Origin of the sequence: Pseudoalteromonas sp. Angola-7, assembly GCF_028599255.1 — a bacterium.
GTDB lineage: Bacteria > Pseudomonadota > Gammaproteobacteria > Enterobacterales > Alteromonadaceae > Pseudoalteromonas > Pseudoalteromonas atlantica.
Genome location: NZ_JAQREL010000014.1, coordinates 1 through 12498, shown reverse-complemented (window position 1 = coordinate 12498; position 12498 = coordinate 1). Strand labels below are relative to the sequence as shown.

The 12498-nt window shown below is 37.4% G+C and carries 15 protein-coding genes and 1 riboswitch; of the genes, 3 read left to right on the top strand and 12 right to left on the bottom strand.

Going from position 1 to position 12498, the window contains the following annotated elements:
* Nucleotides 1–14: 14 nt before the first annotated feature.
* Both PSH50_RS16395 and PSH50_RS16390 read right to left on the bottom strand, forming a co-directional pair.
* Nucleotides 15–902 (bottom strand): cation diffusion facilitator family transporter, encoded by an 888-nt coding sequence (locus tag PSH50_RS16395; RefSeq protein WP_029771724.1) that lies wholly within the window; start codon nucleotides 900–902, stop codon nucleotides 15–17.
* Nucleotides 889–1620 (bottom strand): transglutaminase family protein, encoded by a 732-nt coding sequence (locus tag PSH50_RS16390; protein ID WP_029771726.1) that lies wholly within the window; start codon nucleotides 1618–1620, stop codon nucleotides 889–891. The genes PSH50_RS16395 and PSH50_RS16390 overlap by 14 nt, the downstream gene beginning before the upstream one ends.
* 78 nt (nucleotides 1621–1698) lie before the next feature.
* Between PSH50_RS16390 and cadR the strand changes: the two genes are divergently transcribed.
* The 3 genes from cadR to PSH50_RS16375 all read left to right on the top strand — a co-directional run bounded on the left by cadR (nucleotide 1699) and on the right by PSH50_RS16375 (nucleotide 3027).
* A complete protein-coding gene (cadR, locus tag PSH50_RS16385; RefSeq protein WP_096041309.1) occupies nucleotides 1699–2088 on the top strand; it encodes a Cd(II)/Pb(II)-responsive transcriptional regulator in 390 nt (129 codons plus the stop codon).
* Nucleotides 2089–2130: 42 nt separating this feature from the next.
* Nucleotides 2131–2508, top strand: a complete 378-nt coding sequence (locus tag PSH50_RS16380; protein ID WP_074498699.1) for a MerR family transcriptional regulator — start codon at nucleotides 2131–2133, stop codon at nucleotides 2506–2508.
* 102 nt (nucleotides 2509–2610) lie between these two features.
* A complete protein-coding gene (locus tag PSH50_RS16375; RefSeq protein WP_223230624.1) occupies nucleotides 2611–3027 on the top strand; it encodes a MerC family mercury resistance protein in 417 nt (138 codons plus the stop codon).
* 314 nt (nucleotides 3028–3341) lie between these two features.
* On the opposite strand, the gene PSH50_RS16370 is transcribed toward PSH50_RS16375, so the two are convergent.
* From PSH50_RS16370 to PSH50_RS16325, 10 genes are all read right to left on the bottom strand, one after another.
* Nucleotides 3342–4589, bottom strand: a complete 1248-nt coding sequence (locus tag PSH50_RS16370; protein WP_248443928.1) for a hypothetical protein — start codon at nucleotides 4587–4589, stop codon at nucleotides 3342–3344.
* A gap of 254 nt (nucleotides 4590–4843) precedes the next feature.
* Complete coding sequence (locus PSH50_RS16365) at nucleotides 4844–5650, bottom strand: trypsin-like serine protease (protein ID WP_055018908.1); 807 nt, start codon at nucleotides 5648–5650, stop codon at nucleotides 4844–4846.
* A gap of 1380 nt (nucleotides 5651–7030) precedes the next feature.
* A complete protein-coding gene (locus PSH50_RS16360; protein ID WP_055016676.1) occupies nucleotides 7031–7591 on the bottom strand; it encodes a TMEM165/GDT1 family protein in 561 nt (186 codons plus the stop codon).
* An 86-nt stretch (nucleotides 7592–7677) separates the two neighbouring features.
* Nucleotides 7678–7779, bottom strand: a riboswitch (yybP-ykoY riboswitch).
* Nucleotides 7780–8304: 525 nt separating this feature from the next.
* A complete protein-coding gene (locus PSH50_RS16355) occupies nucleotides 8305–9036 on the bottom strand; it encodes a MauE/DoxX family redox-associated membrane protein (RefSeq protein WP_055018909.1) in 732 nt (243 codons plus the stop codon).
* 33 nt (nucleotides 9037–9069) lie between these two features.
* Entirely contained in the window at nucleotides 9070–9579 is a 510-nt protein-coding gene (locus tag PSH50_RS16350; protein WP_064387011.1) for a DUF305 domain-containing protein, read from the bottom strand.
* A gap of 140 nt (nucleotides 9580–9719) precedes the next feature.
* Nucleotides 9720–10238, bottom strand: a complete 519-nt coding sequence (locus PSH50_RS16345) for a DUF411 domain-containing protein (protein ID WP_273588108.1) — start codon at nucleotides 10236–10238, stop codon at nucleotides 9720–9722.
* A gap of 10 nt (nucleotides 10239–10248) precedes the next feature.
* A complete protein-coding gene (locus PSH50_RS16340; RefSeq protein WP_008109928.1) occupies nucleotides 10249–10737 on the bottom strand; it encodes a nuclear transport factor 2 family protein in 489 nt (162 codons plus the stop codon).
* 23 nt (nucleotides 10738–10760) lie between these two features.
* Nucleotides 10761–11669, bottom strand: coding sequence for a copper resistance D family protein (locus PSH50_RS16335; RefSeq protein ID WP_273609841.1), 909 nt, complete (start codon nucleotides 11667–11669; stop codon nucleotides 10761–10763).
* Between the two features lie 11 nt (nucleotides 11670–11680).
* Nucleotides 11681–12088 (bottom strand): copper resistance CopC family protein, encoded by a 408-nt coding sequence (locus PSH50_RS16330; RefSeq protein WP_008109924.1) that lies wholly within the window; start codon nucleotides 12086–12088, stop codon nucleotides 11681–11683.
* 22 nt (nucleotides 12089–12110) lie between these two features.
* On the bottom strand, nucleotides 12111–12498 hold a 388-nt coding region (locus PSH50_RS16325), incomplete at its 5' end, for a copper resistance protein B (protein ID WP_273609840.1).

The window sequence follows — 12498 nt, the reverse complement described above, 5'->3', positions numbered from 1 at the left end:
TTAATTTTTAAAGTTTAATTCGCATCATCTCGGCAAGTTTCTTTAGGAAACTCAAATTCAATGGTTGTATGAGACAAGCGATAGGCAGAAAGTCTCTTAGCCACTTGTTCCTTAAGTTTAATTAATTCATCAACGTCAGTTTTTTCGACTAATTCTATGTGAGCAGTTAATACGTGACTTTCGCCATCTAACGACCAAAAATGCAGATGATGTACGCCATTAACTTCTGGAAGGTTAGTTAGCGACTGTTTTATACTTTCTTGAGTTTCTTCATCTGGCGCGGCCTGAAGAAACAAGACAATTGTTGATTTCAGATTTTTAAAAACATTGAACAAGATAAACAATGTGAAGCCAATAGATAGTAACGGATCTAAAATGGGCAAATCTACAAATAACAGCACAATAGATACAATAAGCACAGCAACCCAGCCAAGTACGTCTTCAAGCAAGTGCCATGTAAGTACTTTTTCATTTAAGGTTTCTCCAGCTTTTAATTTTAATACAGCATATCCGTTAACGGCAACGCCGAGTATCGCTAGCCCTAACATCCCCTCGACTACAGGCATTTCAGGATTGGACAGCCTTGGAATTGCTTCAAATAAAATCCAAATTGAGCCAATGATTAAAACAATACTGTTTATCAATGCGCCAAAGAGTGTAAGTCTACGATAACCATAACTAAACTTATCTGATGCTTCTTTATCTGAAAAACGACTTAAAATCCACGCAAAACCTATTGAAAGACTATCACCAAGATCGTGAACGGCATCTGCCATTATCGCCGTACTGTTAGTGAGCCAACCACCTATAAATTCTATAATAGTGAATGTCACATTAAGGAAAAATGCCCAACCAATACGGTCGTCTTTACCATGCTGATGACTGTGACTATGGTTGTGCATTTTGTACCTCCAGTACTTTTTTATTTCTTATTTTTGATACATTCATATTAATCAAATGTCGGATCACTCGTTGATACAACCAACGTTTTACACCTGATAGATTAGTACCTTTTTCGAGATAGAACTTATCTGGTGAATCATAAAGCCCAAAGTCGTCATGAATACCTTCTTTTTGAATATAGGTATCCTCTCCACGCCAATCCGTACCGGGTGAAGATAAGCACTTTGTTGCAACACCATAACCACAAAACTCATCTTTTGCTTGGCTAAATTTCTGCTGTAGTGAGCTTAAGTATTGCTCATCCAATATAAAGCCCTCTAAGTTTATCCAACGCCCTTCAAAGTAAACTTCTACCCAACTATGAATGATGTATTTAGGTGCTAACCAAAATACATAGCTTGGGATAGCACCTTTTTGTAGTTGCTGATCAATGGTAAAACCATGGAAACGACACTGGATACCTAGTCCACGCAATAGTGCCATTAACAGATTACCCTTAGTATTACATTGTCCATAACCATCTGCTAGCACATCGCTTGCTGAAATATCATCACTCTTGTTATAGCCAAACATTATTTCATCTTTTACAAACTGATAAGCGGCACCAGTTTTGTTGAAATTATCCAAATTTTTCCACCCTCGTTGATCGATCAGGGATTGGATATCTTTGTGTTCAAAATTAACGATATTCGTATTGTTTAAATATTTCTCAGTCATTTTTATATATCCCTTTCGTTGCATACCTATACTATAGATCCTATAGTAACTATAGAGTCAAATGTCTGGGGGAAATTGATGAAAATAGGCGAATTGTCAAAAAAATCGGGCTGTTCAGTACAAACGATTAGATATTATGAAAGAGAAGGATTACTGTTAAATCCAAACCGTTCAGAAGGTAATTTCAGGCTGTATGATAGTAAAGCACTTAAACAATTGGAATTCGTAAAGCATTTTCGCAGCCTAGATATATCACTCAATGATATTAAACGTCTTATCGAATTAAAAAATAAGCCAGAAGAAAGCTGCTCTAGCGTTAATGCATTAATTGATCAGCAACTTGCACTAGTGAATAAACGTATGAAAGAATTAAGGGCGCTTAAAGCTGAATTACAACAGATGGCAAGTGCTTGTGGTTCAGACAATACAATTGAAGCGTGCGGCATCATCAAATCATTGGATAGCTAAACTAAATATAACTTTAGATTAGTAGTATTCACAAAGGCAATAATGAAAACCATTGGCAAATTAGCACAATCATTAAATTTAAATGTAGAAACCATTCGTTTTTATGAACGAGAAGGGCTGATTACACAACCTGAAAAACCAATATCTGGTTATAGACAATATGACGAAACAATAGCAGGACAACTTAGGTTTATCACAAAAGCCAAAGCGCTCGGCTTTACGTTAAGAGAAATAAAATCGCTAATGTCTATGGACAGCAACTGCGCTCAAGTTGAGCTATTAAGCCGACAAAAGTTAGCAATCATTCGAGACAAAATTAATGACCTTCAACGTTTAGAGAAAGTAATTGTGGATATGACAAATACCTGTATGCAAAACGAAGATCCAACACATTGCCCCATAATTGATTCATTAAAATGATTGACTCCGTACTTATATACGGAGTTTAGAATGATGGTAATATCAACCAATAGACTTTCAAATGATAAATAAAATATTAGGCAGAGTAGGCTCTAGTGGCGTTTGGCTAGCGGCACGGCCTGCTTCCCTGCATTAAGGTCACTTGCATCGGCATTAGGACTAGGCTTCTTCTCTCACTTCGAAGGAATAGCTGTAAATACGCTTTTACCTATTTTTGCATCTTTGGAACTATTGGTAAACTTATACAACTGGCACAAAAATAAAAACCATACCAGAGCTGTCTTCAGCATTCTAGGGCCTGTAGCAGTGCTATTAACGCTTTATCCTCTTTGGCTATATGATTGGAGCACATACCTATTTTACTTTGGTATTTGCTTAATGGTCGTTATGTCGGTTTTGGATATCGTAAAACCAGTAAGGGAGCAAACATGCAACGTATGGCTAATTGCCGTCGTTGAAACGATTAACGGTCAATATCTGCTTTTCGCTCAAATAAGACCCAAAAAATGGCTCATATAGCTATCTAGGTTAACGCTTTCAAAAACAGAAGTATATTTCCGATAACTACCTTTGAATTCCTATAAACGGAAGTTTGCTTCCGAAATATAGCAATATTGGGTTAGAAACCGGAAGTTTACTTCCGTTTTGTACTTTAAGATTATAAGTGGTATCTAATGAAAGCTCGGAAGTCCAACTCGTTTCTACCCCATTGTGTTTTACGTTAGTTTTTCTACACAGCATTCAGTTTAGTATTTGACTTACTTTACCTTATGACAAAAACTCTAGCTATATGGTCAAACTTACTCATCCACTGCAGTCCGTCAAGTTGATAGCTATTCAATAACTAAGTGCCGGTTAATAGCTTTTTTACACTCAAGGGTAAAGCGCCCCCCCATGTCCCTATCTACTTCGAACCTTTTCTTTTCCGAATCGACAAACCTTACAGTTGTTTTTATGTGCTCACCTTCACCGCTCAGGATGAGGGTAAGAGTGTTCTCATCTACCTCTTTGTAACCGAGAGTTAGCTTCTTCTCTCCAGCTTGGTTGTATATGTCATATTTTGGATAGTTGTCATCAACCTCCACAGCGCCTATTTTATCGCTTTCGCCTAGTAGTGGTTCAAGAACAATATCTTGAATAACCTGACAAGCTAATAGGTATAAAGGAGAACCCTGCGCTTGTTTGATGATCGACCTTAGCTGGATGCTTCTATACAGGCCACCAAATGTAGCCCCTTCACTACTGGTCACTAAACTCTCCGCTATTTCATGGGCAGCAACAAACATGTTCAGTATATCCTCTTGTGAGTTGGATTTTTCAGTTGATGGGGTTTCAACCACTTGATTCACTATGGGGGATAACTCTCCACCTAAGAAGTTTGTTAGATGGAGTGTTTCGAAAAAAGCATCTCGGTAGGTATTTATATCTGAGCTATCCAAATTAATCACCCTCATCCCAATTTCATAATGCAGTGTTAGTGCACATTGATTTAAATACTGAATTAGCTGGATGATCAGACTTTCTTTGATGTGCCTATTCGGCGTTTCTTTGGCTTCTTCGTTTTGCAATAGGTTTAGAGCTTCTTCTAGTAGCCTTTCGGTATTCCGAAAGTAGTAGTCAATGGCTCGTATCGCTTCATCACAGACACTTAGTTTACCACGTTTAATTAGACGGTCTTCCGCATACACCTTTGAGTGAATTGCTGGCAAGTCATCTGTTGAAATAAAAGTAAATGCACGGTCAGAGGATAATTTACCAAACTGCTTAATTAAAAGACGCTCACTAACATCATACTCATCTCTAAGGTGTCTATTTATTACTTGCTGCTCCTCTAATTCGGATGGCTTATTTGAGTTGTGAGCTATCAACCATTGAATTAATGTCGTAACACAAAAAACAACAGAAGCCAGCGGTATCCGATAGGTTTCTAATGTATGTTTTAGCCCCTCAGAGAAGCCAGAGACATTTTGAGCCATAGAGACCAATGTCAACACTACAATTAGAGTGAAAAATGGCAACACCCAAAACCAAATGGATTTGTATGGAGGTTGCCTTCTAGCTTTGCTCTTTATTGTGTCCATAAATATTTCTCAGTCAGTAGGTTATGTACTAGCTTACCCTATGAAACCCGTCATAACCAACAGAGTTTGCTTGCGTTGCACATCATCCACACTGCCAGAAAGTCCGCCGTGGCGAGCCGCTTATTCAATACATCACCTAATTCTAACTGAGTTAATTTAACAACCTATGTAACTCAAAATTGTCCAAGAACGAGCTTAAACGACCGTCCGCTTCTCGCTCTAGGTCGAACTTCATTACAGTCCCAAAACAGACGCTAATTGACAGTTTTTGGTTCGCTAGCTAATACATCCTTAATCCACTTACTATAATTGGAAATTCTCACTTGATATGCAGTTGTACCATATAACCCACCCTTAAAATCAGAAATATCGCCATGCGCTAATTGCCAACTTGAAAGCCCTACAAGAAAGGGTATACCACCCTGATAAATGACAGAGGCTCCACCACTATCACCTGAAGCGTGCATTCCCTCTAGAGGTAATCCATTAGGTGCCTTATCAAACCTGAATGTCAGCCAATTAGTTTCTGCATTTTCGATAATATTTTGGAAGTGATTCAGCTGTTTCAAAGATTTAGTCTCAGACTCTTCGCCAATAAGCCCATTACCTGTGGCACCTCTACCAAAAACTGTAACTGTTTTTCCTTGTTCTTTTGTGTTTGTGTAAAGAGTAATCGGTAATACATCGCTCACAGGCGAAGTTAATTTGATTAATGCAATATCACTTCTTGCTTTAAAAAAACTCATTAAAGGCGCTAAATTTCCTTTCAACAAACTTTCGCTAGGTTTTTCAAATTCAGGATGTATGTACACTTTTTCAATTTGATATGTATTTGATCCAATCCTTAAACTTTTACCAATATAATTATAAAAAATGGTATGCGCGACAGTTACAACCCACCTTGGGTTAATTAAAGCGCCATGCCCTTCATGAGGCATATCCACTAAGAAGTTAGGAGCTTCTTTCGACACATAATTCTCAGGGGGAATATCATGCCTTTTTACAACAGCGAGACAGCTAATAGAAAAGACAAATAGAAAAATGAAAAAGAAAGCTTTCATAGTGCGTCCATGTTTTTATGAATGCTTTACAGGCTACCTTGCAAGCTAGGAGAAGGCAACTAATTCGACCGTCTGCAATTCGCTCATAGCAGTCTGCCTGATGAAGTCTAAACGTATTCACTTAAACTGTAAGATCAGATATGAGCTGGTACAACTTGACCCTTTAAGGTGCCTTAATACCACTTTTTGTGCTTTTTTTAGGGCCGTTTTTTCATCGGAGTTAACAAAAAGCGGGTTATTAAGTTGATAAATTTTGGCATTGTTTATATTACTAGCTGCTAACGAGAGTTGATGAAGCGGATATTCGTAAAAAAGTGCGTCAAGCTGACCTTCTTATTTTATTAAGTCCTACTTCAATTCGTTCGGCAAGCTTTTAATTATCTTTAGCAACGAAAAAGTAGACAGCTGAGGGGTATTGGAGCAAGTGGTGAGTGTCTATAGTTAATCGAGGGGTTTCTAGGCTGTGGAGTTCAGACCAAGCTTCTGTAATAGCTCTTTGGAAAGTAAAAACATCGCTCTTTTGCTATGACATTGTAAAGAGAATATTCAGGTGCCTCTGTGTTGATTGAAAGTTTATTCGCGCGTAATATTGCTGCATCAGGCCAGTCTTTACCTAAAACTGCTATTTTACCAGCTAATTCCTCCTGCGAGTTGAGCATGGAAAACACCGATTTATCCAACTTATTTATTACAAGCACTCTTAGCCCTTAGGCACCCTTAATTAGTGGGATCTTGATCGGCAAAGCTACTTTTTCATGTATTGGGGTGCTCCTCATCCAAAAAACATCAGTATTGCCTTTGTTCAGTTCCCTCAGTTGCCGTTCTTGGCTAATCAGGGTATCTAATGGGCTTAGCTTAAATTTTCCAAACTCGGGTTCTGATGTTTTTAGGGCTTTTGTCAGAACCTCAATAAAGTACTTATTATTGGGGGGTGCCTGAGTGAGGATGCGTCGATGTAATGAATGGTATCGCTATAAACGGTTGCAGTGAAGGTCAGTAAAAATAGAAATATAATTCTTCATTTTTCACCTATGATAGCTTCATGTAATTCAAGATAAACCTAAGATAGTAGTCTGTAAATAACACATTAAAGAAGTACAGCTTAAATAAATCAGCGCAAACACTACAATCGGGTTTTTAATGTGTTGGATTCCATGTTACCAGGTGGCGATTTTAGCTGTTGCTTAGGCTCTAAATAACAAGTTTTGAACATTGGCTATTTTATTAAACGCTACTATGATCGTAAAATTACGAAAGTTTAATAGTAGATTTAAGGGCTACTATAGTATTAAAGTTGCTTACAATTGACACTATAAAAACGCTTACAATCACTTGTATAGTGTTAGGTAAGCGTTTGCGCTTGATTTCAACGTTACTTTATCAATATATCGTCATTAAGCCATGAATACCCAATATCACAAAAACACTGGCCGCAATAGCTCTTACTGTTTTTAGTGGAATTCTTTGTAACAAAGCTTTACCAACGTATATAATAGGGACATTAGCAATTAACATTCCTACCGTTGTCCCTATGGTAACCCATAGTACTGATTGATATTGCGCACCAAGCAATACGGTTGCGATTTGTGTTTTGTCACCAATTTCAGCAATAAAAAATAAGATTAAAGCTACTACAAACGCGCCATAGCAGTCATATTTGTGGCTCACTTCTTCATCCTTATCTGGAATGAGTAGCCAAAGACCCACTACAATAAAGCTTGAATTCACTATCCAAGGTAAGTATTCCACGACAAAGTTCCCACTTAGCCAATCACCAAACCAAGCAGATAAACCATGATTAATAATTGTTGCAGCGAGAATACCTAAAATAAGCGCTATTTTATTATGAAACCGGGCTGCTAAGAGTAAAGATAAAAGTTGGGTTTTATCACCTATTTCAGCAAGAGCGACAGTAACGGTAGAGGTTAAGAAAATATCCATAAATTTTAGTCTTTTGGCGGGAAATATTAAACCGAGGCAAACAACTATCTCCCGCCATGAGGATAGTGTCTACCTAGGTCTTGCCGATAATGCTTGCTACAACATTACAAACTTACCATGCACATGAGGTGCAATTATGTTGATAAGTTTACTCACTAATGAGCAGGCTACTCCCCTAAGAGGGTGGCTATTTTCCCACAAAGTAAAATACCAGTAAATATTTAATTATAAGTTTTACCGATGAGCATCTATAAAGTTGGACAAGTTAACGCTGCCACTACACAAGCATATTAAGTCAAAGCCGTTAATCTTCATCAGGGCATCTCATTTTCGACCATATGTTTAAAGCAAAAAGTATACGTTTTAATAACTAGGCTAATTACCGCTTCAAATCACTTACAGTAATAGATGTTTGTAAGCGATTTCTCGTTGTTTAAGAAATTTATCTAATAAAAAACATAATTATTTTTAGAGTGTAATTAAGTTGGTAGCTCTCAATTTAAGTGCTATATTTCATTGCAAATCAATGACTTATGAATGTTCCTTGAATTCTTGACTTAAGTGGCGCTGATCTCATTATTAGATGGGAAATCGATTTGGGCTGAGAAGGATTTAGCTCAAATCTAAACTGACAGTCACCGATTGAAAAACGGGTAACTGTCAGATCAAGTCTGAGCTAGTACACCATTATGTTTTTAAATTAAAGCTGTTGTTTACTTAATAAACATCCAAATACCGGCAGCGATCATAAACAGGTTTTCTGTTAGGGAGATAAACCCTAGTGGTACGTTACTGTCACCGCCTACACACGCACATTTTAACTCTCGTTTATCTATATAGACTGCTTTTATCACTGAAACAGCACCAACCCCACCTATGAACAATGAAATAGGGGCAATAATATAGGCTGGTAATCCGGCTATCATTCCAATGCCAACAAATGCTTCTAAAAATGGGTAAACATAGGCGTACCTGACTACTTTCATAGCGACTAAGTCATAGGTTATAAATGAATTAGTAAAGCTAAATAAGTCTTGAAGCTTTTGTATTGCTAACACTGCCATTGTTAGGGCTACAAATAGTTCAGCGGTTTGCATTGATAATAAGCTATTATTCGCTGCAAAACTAAATGCCACACTAAGCAAAAAACTAACCGAAAAAATCGCAATCACGGGCGTGTAAGTTGTACCTTCTTGCCCAGCTTTTGGCTTATCAAAGTAATCGCGTAAGTCGTCATAGCCACCTATACGTTTATTATCAATAAATGTTTGAGGTGTAGTTTCTACACTGTGTTGTTTTTTAAATTCATCTGTTTGCTCTCGAGAAGTTAATAGCTGATCATCAACTGTATATCCCTCTCGCTCTAGTAGGTCTTTTGATTTTAAACCAAACGGGCAAATATGCTCATCTGTGGCCATTCTAAAAAGTTGGGCTGATTTACTCATGTTTAGCTCCCTTTTATGTATTGGTATAAAATTTTACTTAGCATTAAAATCCGGTACTGTCCTAGATTGTGCTTGCTCCTGAGTTTCTGCTAGGCCATTTTTCTCTATATCCTTTAGTAACCACTGCATTTCTTTAATCTCACGACGCTGTGCCTCAATAATATTTGTTGCAAGCTCTTGGACTCGCTTATCTTTGATTTTTGCCCTTTCACTGGTGAGTATTGCAATTGAATGATGTGGGATCATCGCCGACATCCATGAGCTATCATCAACAGTCGCTTGTGATCGAACTAAAAATAAACTTCCCGCAAATACGGTAACACTAGCAATGAGTACTGTTATATTTTTCTTTTTATCTTTATACATATTGAGCATGAAAAGTAGCATTATCACTGCCATCGTGGCTCCCATATAAAGCGCCATATAAGTACGAGTTTCACTAAAAAAAACATGACTTAGCTGATAAGTATTCAAATACATCAGTACAAACATGACTAATGTTGATGTGGCTATCATTAAGAAAAACTTTAAATACTGCGACATTAGATGGCTCCTTTCTATCATTTACTTTGTATATCATTTATACCAATGGGTAATTCTTACAGGTTATTAGGCGTAAACCCACTATATATTTAATCATTGAATCAATGTTTAATATTACATCAAGAGTTGTGCCATAAGTGTTAAAACTGCTCAGCGTATTTGCTAATATGCTTATAAGTATTCTGCTGTAAATCGTGCGTAAGCATTTCAATATTATATTTATAAAAGCGATCGCCCATTTCCATACCTGGCGTACCAGCAGGCATAGAGGGAACAGAGAGCCCTATCGTCTTTTCAGGATGTTGTTCAGCTAAAAACTGTTTTATATGTTTGGCGGGAACATGACCTTCAAATACAAATCCATCGGCTGAAACGGCTGTATGGCATGACCACATATTTGGTTTTATTTGATACTGAGATTTAATCGTCCCCATGTCATTGACGTTAATTGCTTTTGTTTGAATATTGTTTTCGCTCAAATGAGCAATCCACTTATTACAACATCCACAATTTTTACTTTTATAAACGGTAAGCTCAATTTTAGGTTTTTCTGAATTCTCATAAGTTATTAATGCTTTATGTTGTTTTTCGATACTTATCGCCGAAAATGACATAGTTAATGATAAAAATAACGCTGAGGTAATGTAGATTACTCGCATTGTTAACTCCTTAATTTGACCAATGAATATGAGTGATTTTCCAACCTGTATCGGTGTTTTTTAATGTGATTGATTCCATTCCCATAGACTTAATATCTTTTCCTTTGTACTTTCCTTGAGTTTTACTTCTTGAAATTGAGTAAGCTATGTCTCCATTTGTGTAAACTTGATGCTCTAGTAGTTCACTATTAACAGCACTTAAGAATTTCATATCCGCTATCATATGATGTTTCGCGTATTCATCTGCAGAACGCTCAACACTTCCGCCTTCAAAAATGATGACATCGTCGGCCAGTAATTTACGTGCAGCTTCGCGATTGCCTTGTTTTAGAGATGCATGAAATAGGCTGACTGTTTTTGCAGCCTCGCTATCAACATTGACAAAGGCCTTGCCTTTTTTTGAATATTTTTCATCGTCATGTGCACTAACAGTAAAAGAACTAACAGTGCTAAAAATTAGTAGCAATAAAATTTTTAAATTAAAGGATTTAATTAACATACATTTTCCTTTTTTATTAATCGTTAAATAGGCGGACCAACAAGTGTTGTAAATACACTTGTTGTAATAAGTACAAATAGGGCAATTAATATTTCAACAGTGATCGAGCGTTTTAATATACTTATATGGTGTTGTTGAGTGATTTGCGGGACTAAAAAAAGCTTATGCCATGCACCTAGTAACAGCATCGCGCTGACGAGTAACAGCTTTAATAAAATTAGTTGCCCATAATTTGATGTAAACAATGCAGAAAGTGACTCTAGGTACTGCAGGAGCAGAGTTAAGCCCGAAATAAGTAGTACAAATACAATAACAATAGCGAGTTGACCAAAGTAATGCATTAACCGCTTTACTTCACTGGTAGGTAGTAAAGTGCAGCTTTTGTAAAGCGGCCACAATGACCCTAACCAGCTCGCAATGGCAATAAGGTGAAAGGTTAAAATACTTTTCACTAACCCATTTTCATTTGCACTGTGCCCAGTAAAAGTGAAGCTATAAGCGATAAACCCAAGCATGATTAGTATAACGGCACCGTTTTTATAACCTGCTACGTTATCATCTGATTCCACATTCCACATACATGCGCTAATTAGAGCAATAATAAGCGCTGGTATTCTAAACGTTGCTTGGTCACCTATGACTGATTGCCAAATAATTTCAAGCATAAAGGGGTCAAACATTCCCATAAAGCCTGATTCAGCCATTGCTCCAGCTTCTATTGGTACTTGTAAAAGTGCAGCAATACTACCTGTAACTACACACGTAATTTGCCAACGTTTTAAGAACTGATAAAAGCTAATTACCTGATGCCCTGCAACATTGCTGTTGCCACACATAAAGCGCATTAATAAAGTGCCCGCAAGCCCTGCAATTGCTATATAGCTTGCTAGTTTTAATAATAGTAAGAGTACTGACCATTCACTTAATTGCATTATGTTGCTACTTAATGATTATGTTTGCTGTGGGTATTAGATTGTTCTTGCATCATCTTATGCGATTCACTTTTGTGTACCATAAATCTAAACGTGTCGGTCATTTTATGTCCATCACCACCCAGTGCTGTCCATTTAACCGTGTAAGTGCCTTGGGCTAGGCTCGGTAATGACCAATTAAAGTCTGTGCTTGGGGTGGCGCTGGGTTTGAAATCAAAGTTTATTGATTTATTTTTTTCATCTTTGATGATGACTTTTGCTAGCCTTACTTCACCACCAAAAGTTAACGAAAGTTGCTCTGGGCTTTTCATTAACATGGCTTCTTGCGCAGGTGTTGATTGCTTGAGTGATATATGCGCTGATGCGGAAAATGTAAGCACTAAACCTAAAATGGCTACTGCAGAATTAAAAAACTTCATAATTACCTCTTATTTAAAATGATTAAAACCAAAATTTAATACCCGCAACAAATGCGGTGTTGTTGCTACTTTGTCCACTTGATGTGGCATAGTCGGCGGTATTGCCAAATTTATTGCTCCATTCAACGCCAATATAGGGCGCAAACTGGCGTGTAAATTCATAACGAACCCTAAAGCCAATCGCGCTGCTTGATAGGCCACTTCCAAGTTCGTTTTGTTTATCGTTTTTGCCATAAAGTGTAATTTCGGCTCGCGGTTGTATAATTAGCTTTTGCGTGAGTAGTAGTTCGTACTCTGCCTCTAACGTAAATGCGGTATTGCCTCGCTCACCTACGTATGCTGTCATATCAAGTTCAAACCAATAAGGGGCTAAACCTTGTAAGCCAAAAGCTAACCATTGCCGATTTTCA

Bases quoted from the DNA above. Each gene is read 5' to 3' on its own strand.
- PSH50_RS16395 (WP_029771724.1), bottom strand. From the start codon at position 902: ATGCACAACCATAGTCACAGTCATCAGCATGGTAAAGACGACCGTATT.
- PSH50_RS16390 (WP_029771726.1), bottom strand. From the start codon at position 1,620: ATGACTGAGAAATATTTAAACAATACGAATATCGTTAATTTTGAACAC.
- cadR (WP_096041309.1), top strand. From the start codon at position 1,699: ATGAAAATAGGCGAATTGTCAAAAAAATCGGGCTGTTCAGTACAAACG.
- PSH50_RS16380 (WP_074498699.1), top strand. From the start codon at position 2,131: ATGAAAACCATTGGCAAATTAGCACAATCATTAAATTTAAATGTAGAA.
- PSH50_RS16370 (WP_248443928.1), bottom strand. From the start codon at position 4,589: ATGGACACAATAAAGAGCAAAGCTAGAAGGCAACCTCCATACAAATCC.
- PSH50_RS16365 (WP_055018908.1), bottom strand. From the start codon at position 5,650: ATGAAAGCTTTCTTTTTCATTTTTCTATTTGTCTTTTCTATTAGCTGT.
- PSH50_RS16360 (WP_055016676.1), bottom strand. From the start codon at position 7,591: ATGGATATTTTCTTAACCTCTACCGTTACTGTCGCTCTTGCTGAAATA.
- PSH50_RS16355 (WP_055018909.1), bottom strand. From the start codon at position 9,036: ATGAGTAAATCAGCCCAACTTTTTAGAATGGCCACAGATGAGCATATT.
- PSH50_RS16350 (WP_064387011.1), bottom strand. From the start codon at position 9,579: ATGTCGCAGTATTTAAAGTTTTTCTTAATGATAGCCACATCAACATTA.
- PSH50_RS16345 (WP_273588108.1), bottom strand. From the start codon at position 10,238: ATGCGAGTAATCTACATTACCTCAGCGTTATTTTTATCATTAACTATG.
- PSH50_RS16340 (WP_008109928.1), bottom strand. From the start codon at position 10,737: ATGTTAATTAAATCCTTTAATTTAAAAATTTTATTGCTACTAATTTTT.
- PSH50_RS16335 (WP_273609841.1), bottom strand. From the start codon at position 11,669: ATGCAATTAAGTGAATGGTCAGTACTCTTACTATTATTAAAACTAGCA.
- PSH50_RS16330 (WP_008109924.1), bottom strand. From the start codon at position 12,088: ATGAAGTTTTTTAATTCTGCAGTAGCCATTTTAGGTTTAGTGCTTACA.